Source organism: Austwickia sp. TVS 96-490-7B, from assembly GCF_019331795.1.
Lineage (GTDB): Bacteria > Actinomycetota > Actinomycetes > Actinomycetales > Dermatophilaceae > Austwickia.
Genome location: NZ_JAHPZL010000003.1, coordinates 276,467 through 297,149, shown reverse-complemented (window position 1 = coordinate 297,149; position 20,683 = coordinate 276,467). Strand labels below are relative to the sequence as shown.

Below are 20,683 nucleotides of genomic sequence, written 5' to 3'. Positions count from 1 at the left end.
AGGGTCGGAAATAACTGGTGCGGGCGGGCGGTCAGGGCGTTGCGGACGAGGAGGAAGACACCGATTCCAACGGGGTGCCGCTTGCGGCGACAGGGTGGGTGCCGGTGGCTGGGATGACCCGGTGCGCTTCACGTCCGAGTGCGGCTCCGCGCATCCACTCGTATGCCGATACCGCGTCGTGCAGAGACGCGCCGGTCACCACCATGGGATCCAGGTGTGGGACATCGACCGCGTCGACCAGGGGATGCGCAGTGGAACGGCGCCCCTCGGTGTCGGCGAAAAGATCCTCGCCGAGTTTCTCGCCGGGGCGCAGACCGGTGAAGACAATCTCGACATCTTTTTTCCCGGAGATGCGGATGAGGTTGCGGGCGACTTCGATGATCTTGACCTGCTCACCCATTTCCAAAACCATCACTTCACCGTCGTGACCGATGGTCCCTGCTTCGAGCACCAGCTGGCAGGCTTCAGGAATCAACATGAAGTAGCGCTGCACCTCGGGGTGCGTCACGGTGACAGGACCACCGGCTTCGATCTGGGCGGTGAAAGCATGCAACATTGAACCGCGGGAGCCGAGCACATTTCCAAAACGTACGGAGACATACCGGCCCGGTTGGGTGCGGGCAAAGTGAGACGTCAGCCGCTCGGTGCACCGTTTGCTATATCCCAGAGTGGAGGTGGGATCGGCAGCCTTGTCAGTGGAGACATTGACAAAGGCCTCGACCCCCATCTCTGAGGCGGCACACAGCACGTGATAGGTGCCCAGCACATTGGTCTTCCACGCTTCCAAGGGGAAGCTCTCCAACAGCGGCAAGTGCTTCAGCGCTGCCGCGTGAAAGACCACCTGGGGACGGGCGGTTTCGAAAACCAACCGCAGCCCCTCCGGGTCACGAATGTCAGCAAGCAGGACATCGTCGCTGTCCAGCAGCCCCTGGCCGGTCAGGCTCATCTGGGTTGCTTGCAGACCTGACTCGTCCCGGTCCAGGAGGAAAAGCCGCTCTGGGGAAAACTTCGCGATTTGGCGGCATAGCTCTGATCCGATCGATCCACCCGCCCCGGTCACCAATACTCGTCGGCCTTGAATCTGGGCGGCGATAGCGGTGGTATCGAGTTGTACCGGGGGGCGACTGAGCAGATCTGTCAGATCGAGGTCGCGTAGGTCACGCACCCCGGCGCCGCTCGCTGATGGGTCTAGGACGTCGGAGAGGCTCGGCAGGATTTTGACCTTGAGCCCGGCTTCGTTAGCGCCTTCAGACAGTTCACGAAGGTCCGCAGCAGTGGCGTGGGGGGCTGCCACGATCAGCATGGTCGCGCGCACCTGCTCAGCGACCTCACGAAGATCAGACTTGGTGCCTCGTACCGCGATGCCTTCGATCCGCAGACGTTGGCGTTCGCGGGTGTCATCAAGCAAAGCCACCGGGAGGATGCCAGCTTCCTGCTCCCGGATGGCGCTCTTGATCAGGCGGCGCCCGGTGTCTCCAGCGCCGTACACGATGGCTCGCTCGGCGCTATCAGCTCGGGTGCGAATCTCCCGGGTGCGGAAGGAACGGAACATCAGCCGCAAGGCGAACGATCCGAGCAACGCTAAACCGCTACCCATCACTGACCCAGAGCGGGGCAAGTGGGTGGGGTGCCAGAGCAAGAACTGGATAAGCAGCGCGGAGACGGTGGTGGTCAACATCGACCGCATCAGGTCGAAGGTTTCCTCATAGGAACCACGAGTGTGACTGACCCGATACGGGCCGAGCAGCGATCCGAAGACCAGCTGCAGGAGTCCACACATCAGCCCGAGGGTGAGCACGGTGACCGGACTTAAGAGTTCGGGGAGGCTGAAGTCGAAACGTAACAGCACAGCCGCGAAGACGGCGAGCACCCAGATGACGACATCGGCTGCCGCCCAGAGCCATCGCCGAAGCCGCGCTCTGGTCGTTGACGACTGCGTCTGCACGTATTCCTCCCTCGTCGGCAGCCTATGGCCGACCCAGCCTATCCTCCTCGGGCAGACGACCTGGATCGGTCTGCCCTCCTCGGATCCGTGCTACCCATCATGGCGCGACCTAGGTCTCCTGAGCCTCTTGCGTTGGCCTATCGGCCTGCCCGGTCGCTATGTTGGCCGACATGCTCGCCGTCTACGCCGCCAGCCAGAGCGCTTCCGACCCCTTGTCCGGACTTCAGATCGGGGAACGTCCCGAACCAGAAGTGTTGCCTGGCTGGGAGGTGGTCGCATTGCGCGCCGCTACGTTGAACCGCCATGACCTGTGGTCCCTTCAAGGTGTAGGTCTGCCTCCAGAGCGCCTTCCGATGATTCTGGGGTGCGATGGCGCTGGGGTGACCGCTGACGGCCGGGAGGTGATCGTGCATGGCGTCGTGTCCAGCCCAGGGTGGTCCGGAGATGAAACTCTCGACCCACGCCGGTCGCTGCTATCTGAGGTGCATCAAGGCACATTCGCCGAAAAAGTCGTCGTCCCGGCCCGCAACCTGGTCCCCAAGCCGGACGGGATGAGTTGGGAGGTCGCCGCGACCTTGCCGACCGCCTGGCTGACGGCCTACCGGATGCTCTTCACCCAGGCCAAGGTGTCTCCTGGGGACCTGGTGCTCGTCCAGGGAGCTGGCGGCGGTGTCGCGACTGCCTGTGTGCAACTCGGTGCTGCGGCTGGTCTGCGGATGTGGGTGACTAGCAGGTCGGAGGCTAAACGTCAGGCGGCCTTGGAGCTAGGGGCTGAAGCCGCCTTTGAGAGCGGCGCTCGTCTGCCTGAAAAAGTTGATGCGGTCATGGAGACAGTAGGCGCTGCTACCTGGTCGCACTCGGTCAACGTGTTGCGACCCGGCGGCGTCGTGGTGATCAGTGGAGCCACCACTGGTGACGCGCCGCCCCGCGCCGAATTGACCAAGATTTTCTTCCGACAACTCACCGTGGCAGGTTCAACAATGGGGACCCGCCAAGAGTTGGAACGTCTGGCGACTTTGGTGACCACGAGAGGTATCACTCCCACGATTGCGCAGACCATGCCCTTGGCGCAGGCTCGGCGGGGCTTTGAGCTTATGGCGGGCGGGGAAGGCTTCGGCAAGATCGTCTTCACTATGTGAGTTCGGTAACGCTTGATAGCTGAGCAGCCGTCCAGGTGAATCGACCTGGACGGCTGCCTTTATTTTTTGCGGATATTGCGGCACCGCCCTGTGCGGTGAATCGATCGTCACGAATGTCACATGTGGCGATATGTGAAACGCACTGAGGGTCATCGGTTCGACGTAATTCAGTGCGCCGAATCATCTCAGTGATGACGCCGTGACTTCGCATGCGATGTGATCCTCGCCGCGTTTATCCGATGGCGCTTGACTGTTGACGCTCAACCTTGAAGTGTCCTCATTGTCAAGGATGGGTCGACGGGGGAACCCGTCAATGGGAAATCGGACGTATCGGCGTCCGGTGCGCACGGGAGGGGAAAACATGCAAAAGTCGTCCGTACGGAAAAGCCTCGTTGTGCTGGCTTCAGTGGTGGTGGTCGGTGGGAGCGCAGGGGTGGCTGCGGCGCAGCCCTCGGCAGCGACAGCCCCTGATGGTGCCCGGTTCTCGGCCGCCTGCCGCGGAGTGACCTGGGTCGTTGGTACTCATGAAACCGAGAGAGCGCTGAGCTTAATCGGCTCCGACATTAACACTGACTCGTACCAAGGCGACACCAGTTGCCAGGAATCGCTGCCACTGCTCTGCCTCAAAAAACAAGATCTTCCTGTTCCACCAGGAATTAATCCTGACTTCTATCACGGTTGGACCGGGGGTACCGCTAAACTCACTCCGCCGATTCAGGGTTGGGCGCTCACCTCCAGGGCCGAGGGGGACCGGATCTGCAGGTCCAATTTTGGTGCTGGCTATGTCATGGGTGAGCACCACCAGGGCAACGGCGGCTGGCAATGGTGGGCCTACAGTGACGGCTTGCAGGTATGGGCCACCCACCCTTATGAGTCCCCGACCGCGATGTCACAATCTCCGCACTACACCTGGTCGGTGTTGAACTCAACCTGGGGTGCGACCTCCATGGCTTTCGGCCCTGACTATGCCAGCGCCAAGAAAGCCCGGGGGAAGCATCCTGCCTTGTGCATCAAGAAAGCGCCGGGAAACCGCACCCCGTTTGAGGCGCGTCTGTCGTCGTGGGTGGCTGAACCATTTGTCAACAACGTCTGTTCCACCGAATTCGGTGACGAATGGATCCTGGCTGACGATACGATGCTTGATGCGCAGAAACGTCTCACTCTGCCCACCCAGGGAGCCCGGATGTGGTCCTCAGTGGATGACCAGCCGTCAAACCCGTGGAACTACATCAAGTAGGACTAACCTCACCGGGATCTTTCACCACGGTTCACGAATGACCTCGGTCACGAGTGAGCCATCATGACATGGTCGGCGCAGGCAGCATTTCTGCCCGCGCCGACCATGTCATTGACCGCAGTGGTCACGGCGCAATAGCCAGCCAGTGCTCCCACCCGCCATGAAGGACAAGCCATGCCAACAGTCCGTATCCGGCCTGGCCAGGATGGCGTTGGTCAGTGGCAGCGCTCAATTCAGAAAGCCACTGGTCATGCTCTAGCAAGGGGTAGTAGCAGTCGACGTACGGGATGCTGCGGCGCGCGCACACGTCCGACTGAGCTTCTACGAGCGACTCCAACCGGGAGTTGAACTCCTGATCCAACGTCGGGGGCGGGCCCACCACAAACGGTGAGATTCCTCGGGCGGTGGCATCATCCAACATGTTGGCCATGTTCAGCCTTGCCCGGGCGATGGTCAGATCCTGGTCAAGATCACCCTGCCCCACCCCGATCACCAGGCGGCGCTCTCGTCGTTCAGCCCACCGCGGCAGGCCTTCGGCACGCCACCGGGTCAACAGGTCCGCTGAGGACTGTCCACGCACGCCCAGGTTGTACGGCGTCAGGTCCAGGTCGGGGTGGGTGGTGCGGGCCACGACCCGACTCACCCATCCCAGTGCTTTAGGGTCGCCGTACCCGGCGACGAACGAGTCGCCGACAAAAACCAACCCGACGTCTCGGGGCCCGTCCATGGCCAGGGCCTCAGCGCTGGCGATGAACTCCATCGGAGGTTGCTGATCGTCGCTTCCCATACCTTCTTCGATGCTCACGGCTTTCCTCAGTCCTCGTCGTCGAGTCGGGCGAGCCAGGTGGCGAAGCGTTCGACAGCTGTCTCGAACTCAGGATGGACATCGACGAACGTGCGGAGCTGCTCGGCAAGCCAATCCAGCGTGACCTCCTCGCCGCCACGCCGGGATGCCAGTTCCTCGATGCCACGGTCGGTGAAATACACGTCACGCATTCTGCCGTACGTGAGCCCCCGCCGGGGACAAGGACATCGGCCAAGTCTCCCGGCGGGGCCAGGTCAGCTCAGGTGGCGACCTGAAGCGACCTCACCGGTCGAAAGCGCCGCGCATCAACGCGTCACGTTCAACCTCGTGCTGCTTATGTGAGCCCGTCGACGGAGACGCCGACGCCGGTCGGGAAACAACCCGCACCGGACGGTGCTCACCCTGCTCAGCAAGCAACTCTGGCAGGTTGGCGCTCATGAAAGGCCAGGCGCCCTGGTTAGCTGGCTCATCCTGACACCAGACCAGCTCGGCGTTCGGGTATTGCTTGACCGTCTCCGCGATCTCCTGCGCTGGCACCGGGTACAGCTGCTCGACCCGCACAATGGCGGTGCTGCCGTCTTGGCGCTTTTCCCGCTCGGCTTCCAGGTCGTAGACGATCCGCGCGGAGGCCAACAGCACCCTGGTCACTGACTGAGCTTCCAACGGTGCGTGGTCTGCCAAAACTGGCTGGAACGAGCAGGTGGTGAAGTCCTCCACGCTGCTGGTGGCAGCCTTCAGCCGCAGTAGCTGCTTGGGAGTGAAGACCACCAAAGGACGGCGCGGACGGGCATAGGCCTGACGCCGTAACAAGTGGAAGTGGCTTGCCGGAGTGCTGGGGTAGGCCACCGTCATGTTGTCCTGGGCGCACAACTGCAGATACCGCTCGATTCGGGCGGAGCTGTGGTCCGGGCCCTGGCCTTCGTAACCATGCGGCAGCAGCAGCACCACCGAGCTGCGCTGACCCCACTTCTGCTCTGAGGAGGAAATGAACTCGTCGACGATGGTTTGCGCGCCGTTCGCGAAGTCGCCGAACTGGGCTTCCCAACACACCAAGGCGTCCGGTCGCTCCACCGAATAGCCATATTCGAAGCCCATCGCGGCGTATTCAGACAGCAGCGAGTCATACACCCAGAAACGGGCCTGACCGTTGCCCAAATACAACAGTGGGGTCCATTCCTCCGCAGTGTTGCGGTCGATGAGCACTGCGTGCCGCTGGACAAACGTGCCTCGACGAGAATCCTGCCCGGCCAACCTCACGGGGGTGCCTTCGCTGAGGAGCGACCCGAAGGCGAGCAGCTCGCCCATACCCCAGTCGATGCCTCCCTCGCGGGTCATCTGGGTGCGCTTCTCCAGCAGCGTGCGTAGCTTGCGATGAACCTCGAAGCCTTCTGGCAGTGAGGTCCACGCGTCACCGAGTCGATGCATCAGCTCAGTGCTGATCGCAGTGCTGTAGGTGCGGTGGGTGCGGACCTCGTCCTCGATCTGCGCTTCGGGGCGTTCGAGGCCTTCGCGGACGTGCGGAGTGCTGGATTCACTGCCGGACGTGGGCCGCGCCCGGGTTGCTTCCCTGGTCTCGACAAAGACCTGCTCCAACCGGCCCTGGTAGTCCTGCAACGCTGCCTGCGCGTCCTCCAGGGTGATGTCACCGCGGCCGACCAGAGCTTCGGTGTAGAGCTTACGAACCGACCGTTTGGCTTCGATGAGTTTGTACATCAACGGTTGGGTCATCGACGGGTCGTCGCCCTCGTTGTGACCGCGCCGCCGGTAGCAGACCATGTCGATCACGACGTCCTTGGCGAACTTCTGGCGGAACTCGTACGCCAACTCGGCGACCCGCACACAGGCCTCCGGATCATCCCCGTTGACGTGGAAGATCGGGGCTTGAATGGTTCGGGCCAAGTCGGTGGAATAGACCGACGACCGCGAACTGGACGGAGCCGTGGTGAAACCGACCTGGTTGTTGACCACCACGTGCACGGTGCCACCGGTGCGGTAGCCGCGAAGTTGGCTCAGCTGCAGCGTCTCCAAGACCACACCTTGGCCAGCGAAGGCTGCGTCACCGTGCAACAGGATCGGCAACACCGTGAATGCTTCGCCGTGCTTGTCTAGACGGTCCTGCTTCGCGCGGACAATGCCTTCGAGTACCGGGTTGACGGCCTCAAGGTGGGAGGGGTTCGCTGCCAAGTAAACCTTGGTCGTCGCCCCGTCCTCGGAGGAGAACACGCCTTCGGTGCCCAGGTGATATTTCACGTCACCGGACCCCTGCACGCTGCTCGGATCTTGGGTGCCCTCAAACTCGCGGAAGATCTGGGCGTAGCTCTTACCAGCAATGTTCGCGAGCACATTGAGCCGCCCGCGGTGTGGCATTCCAATGCACACCTCGTCCATGCCGTCCTCGGCCGCGCGGCACAACACCCGGTCAAGGAGTGCGATGACCGACTCGCCGCCTTCGAGGCTGAATCGTTTCTGGCCGACGTACTTGGTCTGCAGGAAGGTTTCGAAGGCTTCGGCGGCGTTGAGGCGACGCAGGATGCGCATCTGCTCGTCCCGGCTCACTTTGGACGCCTTGACCTCAACCTTGTGCTGCATCCATTGGCGCTGCTCAGGGTCTTGAATGTGCATATATTCCACACCGACGGTGCGGCAGTAGCTGTCCCGCAGGACATCCAGGATCTCGCGCAGCGTCGCGCGCTCCTTGCCCCCGAATCCACCGGTGGCTACTTCGCGTTCCAGGTCCCACAACGTCAGGCCATAGGTTTCCAGGGCGACGTCGTCGTGCTGACGCATCCGATATTCGAGCGGGTCGGTGTCAGCGAGCAAATGTCCCCGGACTCGGTAAGCATGGATGAGCTGCTGCACCCGCGCGGCCTTGGACAGGTCGTCCTCGTGGTTGGCCATGACGTCTCGCTGCCAACGCACAGGTTCGTACGGGATGCGCAGGCTACGGAAGATTTCGTCGTAGAAGCCATCCTCGCCCAGCAGCAGCCGGTGCACGATCCGCAAGAACTCCCCGGAGGTCGCTCCCTGGATGATGCGGTGGTCGTAGGTGCTGGTGAGCGTGACGATCTTGCTGATTCCGTGGCGGGCGACCGTCTCGGTGCTGGCGCCCTGCCATTCGGCGGGGTATTCCAGCGCGCCAGCGCCGACGATGCACCCTTGCCCCTGCATCAATCGGGGAACGGACTGCACCGTGCCGATGCCGCCAGGGTTGGTCAAGGAGATGGTCGTTCCCGCGAAGTCATCGACAGTGAGTTTGCCGCCCCGGGCTTTTTTGACGAGGTCTTCGTAGGCGTTCCAGAACTGGAAGAAATCGAGCGTCTCGGCAGCTTTGATCGAGGGCACTACCAGGCTTCGGGTGCCGTCTGGGCGCGGAAGGTCGATTGCCAGCCCGAAATTGACATGAGAGGGCGTGACGAGTTGTGGTTTGCCCTTCTCATCCACCCGGAAACTGTTGTTCATCTCGGGTAGGGCGGCGAGCGCCTTCACGATCGCATATCCGATGAGGTGGGTGAAGCTGATCTTTCCACCACGCGTGCGGCTGAGCTGCTCGTTGATCTGAATGCGGTTGTCAATCATGACTTTCGCCGGTACGGCGCGCACGCTGGTCGCGGTGGGCACCTGAAGTGAGGCGTCCATGTTGGTCACGATGCGGGCGGCTTGGCCGCGGAGCGGGGAAACGCTGTCGTCCAAGACGGCTTTGGGGTGGTTCACGGCCGGAGTGTCTCGGGGGGTCGGTGCGGCGCTGGAGCCGGGCGCGGCGGTGGCGGGGCTGGTCTCCTGCCGGGCGGCGTTGACCGCGAGTGGCCGGGTCGGGCCTGTTGACGTGACCGGGCTGGGGCGAGTGGGCGTGGTGGGTCGCTCGGGTTGGTCGGTGCGTGGCGCGGCCTGGCCGTCCGCGCGCACCGGGGCCGGGCGGGTGGTGGGCGGCGTCGCGGACACTGTCGGCGCAGATGTCGCGGGGGCCGTCGCTGGATGCGTCTCGGCGTCGTGGTTTTGGTCGCGGGTGGCATATCCATCAAAGAAAGCCCACCAGGATTCGTCGACCGAATGGCGGTCCTTCAGGTATTGCTCGTACAGCTCGTCGACGAGCCACTGGTTGGGCCCGAAGCTCGCGGTGGGGTCGTTGGGGTCACGCATTTCTGCCACGGCGGGCTCGCCTCTTTCGTACGTCGCCGGTGAGGCCAGATCACGACGGACCATCCGACGACTTCGCTGGCCCGATGTTCCCAGGCTACCGTGCGAGGTGGTGGGCTTCTGGCAGGGGATATGCCCTGACCTCGCCGCGGCCCCAAGATGTCCGCACCGGTCGGGGCTTCTAGGATTGTGGACACTATGACCGAATGGATCCTGGTCGCCGTCGGCGTCCTGTTGACGCTGGGCACGGCCCTGTTCGTCACTGCTGAGTTTGCTTTTGTCGCGTTGGATCGCTCCAGCGTGCAGAGCGCCGCGCAGGAGGGGGATTCCAGGGCGCGGACGGTGCTGCCTTCGTTGCGGACCTTATCGACGCAGCTCTCAGCAGCTCAGGTCGGGATCACGTTGACCACGTTGGCTTTGGGATATATCGCGGCGCCGTCGGTGGGGAAGCTGCTGACCCGGGGGTTCGCGGACGCTGGCTGGAGTGGTGGGCACGCTGAGACGGTGGCGTCGGTGTCGGCGTTAGTGATAGCGACATTGTTCTCCATGGTGTTTGGGGAGTTGGTGCCGCAATTTTTGGGGATTTCTGCGCCGTTGGCGGTGGCTCGGATTGTTGCGGTCCCGGTGCGTTTTTTTGCGGTGTTCTTCCGCCCGTTGATCGTCGTCCTGAATGGGTCTGCGAACGCTTTGCTGGAGTCGTTCGGGATCCAGCCGCAGGAGGAACTGTCCGCGGCGCGCACCCCGCAAGAGTTGGCCTCGCTGGTGCGTTCCAGCGCCGAAGCTGGCACTCTCGACACAGAACTGGCCGTCCGAATGACCCGGTCTCTGGATTTCGCCAACCGGACTGCTGCTGACGTGATGACACCGCGAGTGCGTTGTGTCCCGATCGACCGGACTGCGACCGTGGAGGAAGTCCTCGAGCTTGCACGTCGTACCGGACATTCGCGTTTCCCGGTGTTGGGAGACGACTGGGACGACGTGGATGGTTTGGTCCACGTGAAGAAAGCCATCGCCGTACCGCATGAACGGCGTGCGCTGGTGCAGGTGTCCGGGTTGATGACCGAACCAACCTTCGTCCCCGAGACGATCGGGTTGGATCCACTGCTGCTGCTGTTACGTCGAGCCGGGCACCAGATCGCCATCGTCGTCGATGAGTACGGCGGCACCTCCGGGGTGGTGACCTTAGAAGATGTCATCGAAGAATTGGTCGGAGAGGTCACTGACGAGCATGACAGCCAAGGAGGCCTGGCTCGGCGGGATGCCCGCGGCAGGTGGACTGTCCCGGGGCTGTGGCGCACCGACGAGGTATGTGAGCGTGTCGGCGCGGACGTCCCAGAGTCCAGCGCCTATGAAACTCTCGGTGGTTTTGTGATGGCCGCAGTGGGGCGCCTTCCCGTTGTCGGCGATGAGGTAGAAATCCTTGGTTGGACCTTGCGCGTGGACATGATGGACGGGCGTCGCGTCGAACGGGTGTCCTTCACCCCGCTGGATCCGGTCCAGCAACACCTGGATCGAGCTCGTCACGCCGATGGCGGCGCGGTGCCGCACGGATCTCGGGTGGTGGTGCCCCCACCGGTCGTCGGTCGAGGACGGGTCCCCGCCCCGCCACAGACCTCGGACCCCTCAGGAGAACACCGATGAGCACTGGTGTGGCACTCGCCTTGTCCGTTCTCCTGCTCTTGGGTAACGCCTTCTTCGTCGGCGCCGAGTTCGCGGTGATGGCAGCCCGACGTAGCCAATTGGAGCCGCTGGCCCAGGCCGGGAGCCGACGGGCAGAGCTAGCTTTGACCGCTCTGGAACAGATCGCTTCTCTACTGACCTGCGCCCAACTCGGGATCACCGTATGTTCACTGCTCCTCGGCGCGCTCGCCGAAGACGCGATCCACCATCTGATAGCCCCACTCATTGATGGATTGCCCGTCCCCAGCGCCGCGTCACATGCGGTGAGTTTGCTGGTGGCGCTGCTCATCGTGGCCTATTTCCATGTGGTGATCGGGGAAATGGTCCCTAAAAATATGGCGATCGCTGGCCCCGACCAGGCGGCATTGTGGCTCGCCCCGGCCCTGCTGTATTTGACGCGCGCCTTGGGGCCGGTCATCAAAGTGCTCGAATACCTTGCGAAAGCACTGGTCCGTCTGCTCGGGATTGAACCGAAAGATGAGGTCAACAGCGCCTATACCGCGCAAGAGGTCAACCAGATCGTCGCCGAATCCGCCCGTGAAGGACTGCTCGCCGAAGCCCAACACGGTTTAGCACGCCGAGCCTTGGAGTTCAGTGACCGGGTTGCCGCCGATGTCGCCGTACCCACCGACGACTTGGTGGTGTTGCCCTGGGAGGCGACACCTGACGACGTGGAACGTGTCGTGGCCAAACGAGGCTTTTCCCGGATTCCCCTGGAACGAGACGGGGTGCTCGTCGGCTACCTCCACCTCAAGGACATCCTTGACGCTGCTGACGCAGATCGATGCCACCCCGTCCCGCGTTCACGGATCCGCCGGTTGGCGACTGTCGCCCCGGGGGACGAGGTCGAAGATGTCTTGGAGAGCATGCGTGGCTCGGGCACCCATCTGGCTCGCGTCGTCGCCGACGATGGCACCGTGACAGGTGTCGTCTTCCTCGAAGATGTCCTAGAGGAACTCGTGGGCGAGGTCACCGACTCCACTCAACGGTGACCAGGCCTCACCACTCATGATGTGACCTCGCCGCCAGGAATCGACCACGCCGTCAGCGTCGCGCCAGGACAGCCTGCGCGGTCACGGCGTCCGTGATGAGGATGTCAACATGGCGTCCGCGCAACGCCCCACGAATCGCCTCGACTTTGTCCGCACCAGTAGCGACCCCAATAACGGTGTGCACCCGATGCAGATGATCCAGCGGGACCGACATCACCCGGTCACGCAAGTCCGTTCGTAACGGCGCCCCGGTCGCGTCGAAATGATGGCCTGAGATGTGTCCGACAGCCCCGAGACGCGACAAGTATGCCCCCTCCTGAGGGGTGAGCCATCCGGTAAAAATCGGCCCGGAAGCCCCGTTGGGATCGAGAGCACCGATCCCCACCAGAGCGACATCAGCGTGGGAAGCCAGCGCCAACGCATTGGCGACCGCTTCCTCTCGACGCAGCGCATGGGCTAGCCGAGCTGACCCTACGATCAGCGGGGTCGGCATCAGGCGATACGTCCCACCGAGACGTTCTGCCAGACGGCGAGTCAGATCGGGGGAGTCCGTCAGCGGATTGTCCTTGCTGAGAGCGCCAATCATCTGGACTACACATAGGTCGTGCAAGGCCAACTGGGGCAGCTCATCCACCACCGCGGCCAGCGTCGTTCCGGCTGACGTGGCCAGGACCGTGGCATTGCGGGCGGCATCAGCGACCACGTCGGCAGCGGCTACAGCCACAGCATTCATCGCCGAAGAACCCTCGGCAGGTTCGGCAACCCGCGCCTCACGCAGCCCAAAGCGCTCGCGGAGAGCATCTTCTAAGGCCATGGCCCGTTCCAGGGGATGGCCAATGACAAATCGGACGATACGGCGGTCCCGGGCTTCGGTCAGGAGTCGGGAGACTCGAGATCGGGACAGGTGGACTCGGGCGGCGATGGCGTCTTGGCTCAGGTCATCGAGGTAATACCACCGGGCGACCTGGGTGAGCAGGCTGAGGTGTTCACGATCGGGTGGCATGGCGGATTCCTCTCCTGCGATGGGCACATCTGTGCTTTGTGGTGGGCCGGGGTGGCAGGCACGTCGTCGAATCACAGTGTGGAGGCCGGGAAGAAGCATATGACCTTCACGCCGTCCATGCACAGATGTGCATGTAAGGACTGGAGTGGGGATCCAGGACGGGCGTACAACTCGTGGCAGGACGGACCAGCACGCAAGCCGTGGTCCCGCACGAAGGAGTGACGGATGTCTTTTGCACGCACGATCGCCGGTGACGTCGACCCTCAGACCCTGGGTGTCGTGAACGCCCACGACCACTTGATCCGAGTGGGCGCCGGAGAGGTGTACATCGACGGTGACCACATGCTCTCTGACGTGAGCAAGGCCGTGGAAGAAGCCACCTACTTCGTCGACGCCAGCAAGCAGTGGGCCGACGGCGGGACTGTCGTCGACATGTGCCCGGCCGCCTGCGGACGATCGATCACCCTGCTCAACGAGGTTGCCGAGCAGGTCGAAGGCCTGCAGGTCATCGTGGCTTCTGGATTCCACCAGCAGAAGGTGTACCTCGAGCCGCACACCACCTGGGTGTACCAGTACACCGTCAACCAGATCGCTGACCTGCTTATCGCTGACATCTGCGAGGGCATCGACGAGTACGACTACATGGGGCCGCTGGTCCGCCGCCACACGTCCAAGGCTGGTGTGCTCAAATGGGCCACCGCGTACGGCAAGATCACCGACTGGGAGAAGAAGACCGGCGAGGCCGTCGTCATCGCTCAGAAAGAGACTGGCTGCCCGATCAACACTCACACCACCGCTGGGACCGCAGCGTTGGAGCAGGCGCAGTTCCTCCTCGGCTTGGGGGCGATCCCGGAGAAGACCGCGATCGGACATGTCCAGCGCAACGCCGACGTGTGGTACCTCGAGCAGATCATGAAGCTCGGCTGCTACTTGGAGCTGGACGGCACCAACCGCATTAAGTACCTGCCCGACTGCCACCGGGTCAACCTGGTGCGTTCCTTCGAGCGCGATGGCTTCGGCTCGCAGATCCTGTTGGGCACTGACTCCGGCAAGGCTTCCTACCAGAAGGCCTACGGGTCGGTCACCGGGATCGACTTCGATCCGGCAGTCTTCGCGCCGCGCCTGATCGACGAGGGCGTCGAGCGCTCCTACGTCGATGACCTGCTGATCAACAACGCCCGTCAGTTCTTCGCGTTCGCTGACGGGAAGCAGCAGTGAGCCTCGCCACCCCCCGGCTACAGATCGCGCTAGACACTCCGGATCTGCCGGCCGCATTGGGGCCATTGGTCGCTGCGGCATCGGACGTCGACGTCATTGAGGTCGGCACCGTGTTGTGTCTGGCTGAAGGGATGGCGGCAGTCCGGGCGATCCGGGCGGCGTTCCCAGCCACGCCGATCCTCGCGGACATTCGCATCGCTGAAGCCGGGAAGATCCTGTCCACGATGGCTTTTCGCGCCGGGGCGTCGCTGGTCTCGGTGGTGGCCGGGGCAAGTTTGGAGACGGTCCGTCAGGTCGTGGCGGTCGCCGCTGAGTACGACGGCGAGGTTCAGGTCGAACTGGCCGACGAGTGGTACGACGTTGAGCGGGCCCGCACCTGGCGGGACATCGGCGTACAACATGTCATCGTGAAACGGTCTCGCGACCGGGAAGCCGCTGGCGACCTGTCGTGGGGACCAGATGATCTGGCCCGTGTCGACGAACTCGCCGGAATGGGATTCACCGTGACCATCACCGGGGGGATCGGGGTGTCGGACCTGGCTACCTTCGCCGGGCATCCGGTGGGCATCGTCATCGCCGGACGGTCGGTGGTCGCCGCTGCCGATCCGGCCGCTGCCGCCCGCACCTTGCAGGACGAGCTACGACGGGTGTGGCCATCATGACCGCCACCGCAACTCGGGTCGAGAACGACCTCGATGTGACCGCTGCGTCCCACGGGCAGCCCTGCGTGGAGCTGGGTATTTACGAGAAAGCGCTGCGGTTCACCGGCTCCTACGACGACCTGTTTGACCAGGTCGCTCGCGCTGGGTTCGCGTTTGTCGACCTCTCGATCGACGAAAGCCCGGAGCGGGCTGCACGTCTGGAATGGACCGGAGCGCAGCGGGCCGCTGTGCGGGCTGCTGCGGCCCGCGCTGGGATCACGGTGGGTGGGCTATGCCTGTCACTGCATCGCAAGATTGGCCCGGGAAGCGCTGACCCCGCTGTCCGGGAGCAGGCCAGGACCATCCTGTTGCAGGGCATCGATCTGGCTGCCGACCTGGGCGTTCCCGTGGTGCAACTGGCCGGCTACTACGCCTTCTACGAGGAGGCCACCCCGCAGGCTCGAGCCCACTATGTCGACTGCTTGCGGCGTGGCGCGGCCCACGCTGCCCGACGCGGCATCCTCCTGGGCATCGAAAACGTCGACGGGCACGACATTGACTCGATCAGTGCTGCGATGAGCGTCGTCGACGAGATCGGCTCGCCCTGGCTGGCGCTCTACCCTGACCTGGGCAATATTGCTGAACAGGGCCTGCCGATGGTCGCTGAACTACGGCGCGGTGCTGGCCGCATGTTGGCCTTGCACGCTAAGGACGTCCGTCGCGGCGAGCCACGCCGGGTGCCGATGGGATCAGGCATCGTCGATTGGGACGTGGCCTTCGCTGAGCTCGCTGCTCAACGGTGGTCTGGACGTCTCATGATCGAGATGTGGAATGACGACGATCCGGCCAGCCTGGATCGCTGCGTCGCTGCCCGTGAGTTCCTTCAGGAACGCTTGCATCGGGCCGGGATCATCGTATCCACCCGTCGGGTCCCCGCCGGACAGGAGCTGCCAGCATCCGTCGTACGACTCCGTGAGGACGTGTGCCGCGGCAACCTGGCCCTCCCGGAGAACGGACTGGTCGCCTGGACCGGAGGCAACCTTTCTGCCCGCGACCCCGAGACCGGATTGGTCGCCATCAAACCCTCAGGCATGCTGTACGACGACATGACACCACTGGACATGGTGGTCGTTGACCTGGAGGGACGCATCGTGGCGGGGGATCGGGGGCCAAGCTCCGATACGGCATCACATCTGGCCGTGTATCGGGCGCGCCCAGACGTGATGTCCATCGTGCACACCCATTCGCGGTATGCGACGGCCTTCGCCGCGGTGGGCGAGCCGATTCCTTGCTGTCTGACGGCCATCGCCGACGAGTTCGGTGGGGATATTCCTTGCGGAGCTTATGCCTCCATCGGAGGCGACGAGATCGGCGCGGAGATCGTCCGCTCCATCGGGCGTTCTCCGGCGATTGTGATGAAGCAGCACGGGGTGTTCACCGTCGGTCGCACCATCGGGAAAGCCCTGCAAGCTGCGGTGATGGTCGAAGACGTCGCTGCGACGGTCGCCCTCGCACGAGGGCTAGGAGAAGTGACCCGTCTGGATCAGGCGGAGATCGAAGCGAACTGGGACCGTTACCAAAACCGGTACGGCACATCTCAGGCGAGTACGGGAGTGAGTCGATGACGACCTACGATCTGGCAACCTTCGGCGAAGGACAGATCCGGCTGACCGTCGGTAAAGGCGACCGCCTGTGCACCACCACTGGACTGCGGATGACCGCAGCCGGGTCGGAAGCCAACGTGGCTGGCCTGCTGTCCCAGCTCTCTCGTCGTACGACGTGGGCCTCGGTGATTCCCACCACTGACCTGGGCACCCGCGTGATGGCCGAATACCGCAGCGTCGGTGTCGACCTGTCCCACGTGATCAGGACTGCCGACGAGCGGATCGCGCTCTACTTCATGGAGCCCGGTGACGGCCCCATGCCTGCCCGAGTCACCTATGACCGGTTGCACACCAAGTTCCGGGAGATTACGCCGGACACCTTTGACTGGGACAGCCTCTTGGACACCAGGGTGTTGTTTGTCACCGGCATCACCGCTTCGCTGACCGAAGACACCGCCAAGGTCGTCACCCATGCCGTCAACGAAGCCGCCCGGCGGGGCGTCGAGGTAGCGCTCGACGTCAACTACCGCAGCCTGCTGTGGTCACCGCAGCGCGCTCGGGAGGTCCTGGAGCCGTTGCTGGACAAGGTTTCCATCCTGTTTTGTTCTCGTGCTGACGGCGCGAAAGTGTTTGGCCTTGACGGAGACGGACCCACCGTCAACCGGCGTCTGCAGGAGTGGACCGGGATTAGGCATGTGGTGTCCACTGACGCGACCGCCGGGGTCTACTACTGCGGTGAACAAGGCTGCCAGACCTACGAAGTCCAGCAGGTTCCCGTAGTCGACCGACCTGGCGCAGGCGATTCCTTCGTTGCTGGCTGCCTGCACGGCTATCTCGACGGCGACGTCAAAGCGGGCATCGGCTACGGCCTGCGCACTTCCAAGTTCGCCCTGACCCATCACGGCGACCTGACTCACATCTCCGCCACCGAACTGGAGATCCCCACCACGACCGACATCGTGCGGTGACCACCGGTGGGGCGGCTGTCCGGGCTGCTCTAACAGGCAGACGCTCCACCGGTCTTTCCACAACGACGTGCAGAAAGCGACCACCCATGACTGCTACGCATCAGACGCCTATGACGGCGCTGCAGCAGATCGACGCCCACCCCCTCACACGGAACCAACGCTCCCTGATCGGGCTGGCCATCACCGGCAATATCGCCGAGTTCTTCGACATGTTCCTGATCGGTTTCGTCATCTCGTACCTGGTGAAACCCTGGCATCTCACCGGGCTGGAATCCGGTGTCATCCTTGCCTGCTCCGGGCTGGGCACCGTGGCCGGTGCCATCATGTGGGGTCGGCTGGCTGACATGATCGGACGCAAGGCGTCCTTTAGATGGTGCGTCATCCTGTTCGTCGGTTTCACGGCGTTGTCGGTCTTCACCCCAGACCGAGGGTGGCTCCTCCTCGCGATCCTGCGGATCGGCGTCGGCATCGGCGTCGGTGGTCTCAACATCACTTCCATTCCGTATGTCCAGGAATTCGTTCCTGCTGCGCAGCGGGGTCTGCTCGCTGGGTTGGCCTCTGTCTTCATCCCGCTCGGCCTGTTCTTGGGGTCGATGGCGCAGGCCTGGCTGGGCGACATCATCGGATGGCGTGGCCTGATCGGTTTGGGTGTCATACCGATCTTCCTCCTGGCCTGGCTGGCCAAGGTGCCTGAGTCGCCGCGGTTCCTGCAGTTGAAGGGGCGCACCGACGAAGCTAAGGAAGCGCTGGCCTGGGCATTGCAGATGCCAGTCGAGAACGTGGGTGCACTTCCCGAGGTCACCACCACCAAGGGCATGTCCTACGGGCAGGTCATCTCCCGTCACCTGCGTCCGCTGACCATCGTCACTCTCGGATCGTTCTGCTTCATCCTCGGATCATTCACCGTCCAGTCATGGGGGCAGACCCTCCTCAAGGAGGGCTACGGCTACTCGCTGTCCACCGTGGGATACCTCTTCATGGGGGTCTCCTTGGCCGACCTGCTGGGTCGATTGGCTTCGGCCTGGCTGGCCGACCGGATCGGCCGCCGGTGGACGATGTTCAGTTTCGGCATGATGGGCGCGGTCGGAGCGGTGATCGCGGCGACCTCCACCAGCGGGACCATGTTCTTCGTCGGTGTCGTCATCATCATGGGCTTCGGCGATGGCGCCTTCGGCATCCTCAATGCTTTTGGTGCTGAGCAGTTCCCCAATGAGGCTCGCTCCACGGGGCTGGGATTGGGCTACGGACTGGGAGCGATGGCCAAGGTCGTCGGTCCGGCACTGATGGGCATCATCGTCGGCGGCGACATGCTCAAACAGAATGTGACCACGGCAGCGGTGCCACCAGCGTTCTTCCTCTTTGCGGCGCTGCTGGTGATGGGTTCGATCATCTATCTCTTCGCTCAAGAGACCAAAGGTAAGTCCTTGGACTCCATCTGAGTGATCTTTCCCCTTCTAAGGTGCCGGTAGGCCTGCGGGCCTGCCGGCACCTCGCTGTTTTTGAATTAACCGCTGGGTGTCAGCTGGAAGCAGGTACGTCGGTAGAGTGTGACGAACACCTCCACGGCTCCGCCCTGGACTTGCGCAGCGCCTCCTCACCAAGGCACACATGGGCCTGGCAGACGAAGAGGACCGCCGTGGTGGCATGCCTGCCACAGACACCGCGACATGGGCGGAGTGCGTCGTGAACGCCGCCCCGCCAGCCGTTGCCTGTTTGAGCCATGGTGACGTTCACCTTGCCAAGCTGGTCTTGCGTGCCGGAGCTGGCTTGTCCTGGACTTCGGACCTGGTCGGCAGGGTAGCGGCGAGGCTCGGCATCGGGGCTGCGGAGATGGGGACTCGCCTGCATCAGAATATGGTCCTGGAGTGCATGTGGGGACCCGCCTTTCACGTCCAGCATCGCATTCCTTGTGCTCCCACGTGGTTGGCATTCCTCAGACAGAGAGATTTGTGACATGGGACTTTCAAACATCCGGGTCCGTGCAGCGGGCGTCTTAATCGGGTCTGCTGGCGTCCTGGTGCAGCGCAAGATCGGCGATGACGTGTGGGCGTTGCCGGGCGGCGGAGTAAACGAGGGAGAATCTGCCGCCGATGCGCTGCAACGGGAGTTCTGTGAGGAGCTCGTAAGCGACATCGACGTTGTGCGCCGGCTGGACGTCTTGGAGAACTTCTTCGCCTACGAGGGCAAAATATGCCACTCCGTCGAGTTCTACTTCCTCGTCAGTTGCGACGCCCTCGTTGCTAGCGGCGAGGTTCCCCGAAGCCCAGAGCGGGATCTTGAGTTCGCCTGGTGGACGCCGACATCCGACCTGAGACTGGTGCCCGAGCCGGTGGTGCCGCTGGTGTTGGACGTGTTGAGGGCTAGCGATGCCTGAGGAGGCAGCTTGCATGGCCGGAGTCGTTACGGCCGCGGCGCTGGTGTCTTGTCGCCGCCCGGGCCCGCACTCGGCGCAGCGGTAGACCCGTACCCGGATTCGCGGCACGGTCGGGCGCCATCCGAATGGCACGTGAGCCAGTGAGTGGATGACGCTGCCGCGGGGCGGCTGCCTCAGCCGCCCCGGCAACACCGAAAGTCGTCCTCCTCCGGGGGTGACATCGCAGGCCAGGACGGCGTTGCCGGGTAGGGGTCGTTGGCCGGTGATGGTCAGGGCGAGGTCGTCCACGCCGGTGAACGTGGTCAGATCCGGGCAGGTGAAGGTAGCGTCAAGCACGTCGAGGTCTTCTTGGGTGAGGTGTGTACGAACCTTCATCTTTGGAAAGCCTCGACGTCTACCTGGGCACCGACGCGCCGACTCCTACACCGAACCGGCGGCTACCGGATCTACACCCTCATGTGGGAAGAGCCGCGAAAGCGGTTGATGTTTTCATTTGCATGAATAGTCACATGTGTGCATCTGTTATTTTGCCGGGCGAGGTAATCGGGTGGCTGACGACCCGTGAATGACACCCCCCGTGAATGACACCCCCAAGTTCAAGGCCATAAATAATGATGCAAATTTTGTCGGTACACCAGCAATCACAAGCAGGGCCGCGATCTGACTCTGGGCGATTTTGACAATTCTACTACTGCCAGAAGAATGTATTGAAAATTAGCGGCTGCGATGTTGCTCCACAGACTAGCTCAGACTATTATTTTGCGGATGTCTAGTCTTGCCGGTGGAAGCGCCAAAGAGTCCGAAGGAGATACCCCCTAAGGGCGTTATTCACGAGGCGTTAGAGGCCCATGTCCCGCACCCCGGGAAACAATCGATACACACCTGTCACCATACACATATATAAAAACATCGGCCGCTTTGAGATCATTGGGTTAGCAGACTC

General features: G+C 63.0%; 15 protein-coding genes. 10 read left to right on the top strand and 5 right to left on the bottom strand.

Annotation, left to right across the window (positions count from 1 at the left end; all coding sequences use genetic code 11):
* Positions 1–31 precede the first annotated feature (31 nt).
* On the bottom strand, positions 32–1,945 hold the full coding sequence (locus tag KEM60_RS03930) for a nucleoside-diphosphate sugar epimerase/dehydratase (RefSeq protein ID WP_219106191.1): 1,914 nt from the start codon (positions 1,943–1,945) through the stop codon (positions 32–34).
* A gap of 170 nt (positions 1,946–2,115) precedes the next feature.
* On the opposite strand from KEM60_RS03930, the gene KEM60_RS03925 reads away from it, so the two are divergent.
* Complete coding sequence (locus KEM60_RS03925; protein ID WP_219106190.1) at positions 2,116–3,084, top strand: zinc-binding dehydrogenase; 969 nt, start codon at positions 2,116–2,118, stop codon at positions 3,082–3,084.
* A 361-nt stretch (positions 3,085–3,445) separates the two neighbouring features.
* A complete protein-coding gene (locus tag KEM60_RS03920; protein WP_219106189.1) occupies positions 3,446–4,321 on the top strand; it encodes a hypothetical protein in 876 nt (291 codons plus the stop codon).
* A gap of 124 nt (positions 4,322–4,445) precedes the next feature.
* Here the strand turns inward: KEM60_RS03920 and KEM60_RS03915 are convergent, their stop codons facing one another.
* The 3 genes from KEM60_RS03915 to KEM60_RS03905 all read right to left on the bottom strand — a co-directional run bounded on the left by KEM60_RS03915 (position 4,446) and on the right by KEM60_RS03905 (position 9,263).
* Entirely contained in the window at positions 4,446–5,108 is a 663-nt protein-coding gene (locus KEM60_RS03915) for a GDSL-type esterase/lipase family protein (RefSeq protein WP_219106571.1), read from the bottom strand.
* 26 nt (positions 5,109–5,134) lie between these two features.
* On the bottom strand, positions 5,135–5,308 hold the full coding sequence (locus tag KEM60_RS03910; protein ID WP_219106188.1) for a DUF6104 family protein: 174 nt from the start codon (positions 5,306–5,308) through the stop codon (positions 5,135–5,137).
* Between the two features lie 100 nt (positions 5,309–5,408).
* Entirely contained in the window at positions 5,409–9,263 is a 3,855-nt protein-coding gene (locus KEM60_RS03905; protein WP_219106570.1) for a multifunctional oxoglutarate decarboxylase/oxoglutarate dehydrogenase thiamine pyrophosphate-binding subunit/dihydrolipoyllysine-residue succinyltransferase subunit, read from the bottom strand.
* Positions 9,264–9,458: 195 nt separating this feature from the next.
* On the opposite strand from KEM60_RS03905, the gene KEM60_RS03900 reads away from it, so the two are divergent.
* Positions 9,459–10,901: a hemolysin family protein gene (locus KEM60_RS03900; RefSeq protein ID WP_219106187.1), complete on the top strand. Its 1,443-nt coding sequence runs from the start codon at positions 9,459–9,461 to the stop codon at positions 10,899–10,901.
* Complete coding sequence (locus KEM60_RS03895) at positions 10,898–11,932, top strand: hemolysin family protein (RefSeq protein WP_219106186.1); 1,035 nt, start codon at positions 10,898–10,900, stop codon at positions 11,930–11,932. The genes KEM60_RS03900 and KEM60_RS03895 overlap by 4 nt, the downstream gene beginning before the upstream one ends.
* 52 nt (positions 11,933–11,984) lie before the next feature.
* Here KEM60_RS03895 and KEM60_RS03890 read toward each other — a convergent pair whose 3' ends face one another.
* A complete protein-coding gene (locus tag KEM60_RS03890) occupies positions 11,985–12,935 on the bottom strand; it encodes a sugar-binding transcriptional regulator (RefSeq protein WP_219106185.1) in 951 nt (316 codons plus the stop codon).
* Positions 12,936–13,160: 225 nt separating this feature from the next.
* Here KEM60_RS03890 and KEM60_RS03885 point away from each other — a divergent pair, with 225 nt between their 5' ends.
* The 6 genes from KEM60_RS03885 (at position 13,161) to KEM60_RS16815 (ending at position 19,740) form a co-directional block, all read left to right on the top strand.
* Positions 13,161–14,153, top strand: coding sequence for a phosphotriesterase (locus tag KEM60_RS03885; RefSeq protein ID WP_219106184.1), 993 nt, complete (start codon positions 13,161–13,163; stop codon positions 14,151–14,153).
* Positions 14,150–14,815 (top strand): orotidine 5'-phosphate decarboxylase / HUMPS family protein, encoded by a 666-nt coding sequence (locus KEM60_RS03880; RefSeq protein WP_219106183.1) that lies wholly within the window; start codon positions 14,150–14,152, stop codon positions 14,813–14,815. The genes KEM60_RS03885 and KEM60_RS03880 overlap by 4 nt, the downstream gene beginning before the upstream one ends.
* Positions 14,812–16,419 (top strand): L-ribulose-5-phosphate 4-epimerase, encoded by a 1,608-nt coding sequence (locus KEM60_RS16415; RefSeq protein WP_255574208.1) that lies wholly within the window; start codon positions 14,812–14,814, stop codon positions 16,417–16,419. The genes KEM60_RS03880 and KEM60_RS16415 overlap by 4 nt, the downstream gene beginning before the upstream one ends.
* Positions 16,416–17,366 carry a sugar kinase gene (locus tag KEM60_RS03870; RefSeq protein WP_219106182.1) on the top strand — a complete coding sequence of 317 codons (951 nt, stop codon included), beginning with the start codon at positions 16,416–16,418 and terminating at the stop codon, positions 17,364–17,366. The genes KEM60_RS16415 and KEM60_RS03870 overlap by 4 nt, the downstream gene beginning before the upstream one ends.
* Positions 17,367–17,452: 86 nt before the next feature.
* Complete coding sequence (locus KEM60_RS03865; protein WP_219106181.1) at positions 17,453–18,805, top strand: MFS transporter; 1,353 nt, start codon at positions 17,453–17,455, stop codon at positions 18,803–18,805.
* A 515-nt stretch (positions 18,806–19,320) separates the two neighbouring features.
* Positions 19,321–19,740: an NUDIX domain-containing protein gene (locus tag KEM60_RS16815; RefSeq protein WP_219106180.1), complete on the top strand. Its 420-nt coding sequence runs from the start codon at positions 19,321–19,323 to the stop codon at positions 19,738–19,740.
* Positions 19,741–20,683: the final 943 nt, after the last annotated feature.

Bases quoted from the DNA above. Each gene is read 5' to 3' on its own strand.
- KEM60_RS03895 (WP_219106186.1), top strand. From the start codon at position 10,898: ATGAGCACTGGTGTGGCACTCGCCTTGTCCGTTCTCCTGCTCTTGGGT.
- KEM60_RS03920 (WP_219106189.1), top strand. From the start codon at position 3,446: ATGCAAAAGTCGTCCGTACGGAAAAGCCTCGTTGTGCTGGCTTCAGTG.
- KEM60_RS03865 (WP_219106181.1), top strand. From the start codon at position 17,453: ATGACTGCTACGCATCAGACGCCTATGACGGCGCTGCAGCAGATCGAC.
- KEM60_RS03900 (WP_219106187.1), top strand. From the start codon at position 9,459: ATGACCGAATGGATCCTGGTCGCCGTCGGCGTCCTGTTGACGCTGGGC.
- KEM60_RS03915 (WP_219106571.1), bottom strand. From the start codon at position 5,108: ATGGGAAGCGACGATCAGCAACCTCCGATGGAGTTCATCGCCAGCGCT.
- KEM60_RS03905 (WP_219106570.1), bottom strand. From the start codon at position 9,263: ATGCGTGACCCCAACGACCCCACCGCGAGCTTCGGGCCCAACCAGTGG.
- KEM60_RS03885 (WP_219106184.1), top strand. From the start codon at position 13,161: ATGTCTTTTGCACGCACGATCGCCGGTGACGTCGACCCTCAGACCCTG.
- KEM60_RS03925 (WP_219106190.1), top strand. From the start codon at position 2,116: ATGCTCGCCGTCTACGCCGCCAGCCAGAGCGCTTCCGACCCCTTGTCC.
- KEM60_RS03870 (WP_219106182.1), top strand. From the start codon at position 16,416: ATGACGACCTACGATCTGGCAACCTTCGGCGAAGGACAGATCCGGCTG.
- KEM60_RS03890 (WP_219106185.1), bottom strand. From the start codon at position 12,935: ATGCCACCCGATCGTGAACACCTCAGCCTGCTCACCCAGGTCGCCCGG.
- KEM60_RS16415 (WP_255574208.1), top strand. From the start codon at position 14,812: ATGACCGCCACCGCAACTCGGGTCGAGAACGACCTCGATGTGACCGCT.
- KEM60_RS16815 (WP_219106180.1), top strand. From the start codon at position 19,321: ATGGGACTTTCAAACATCCGGGTCCGTGCAGCGGGCGTCTTAATCGGG.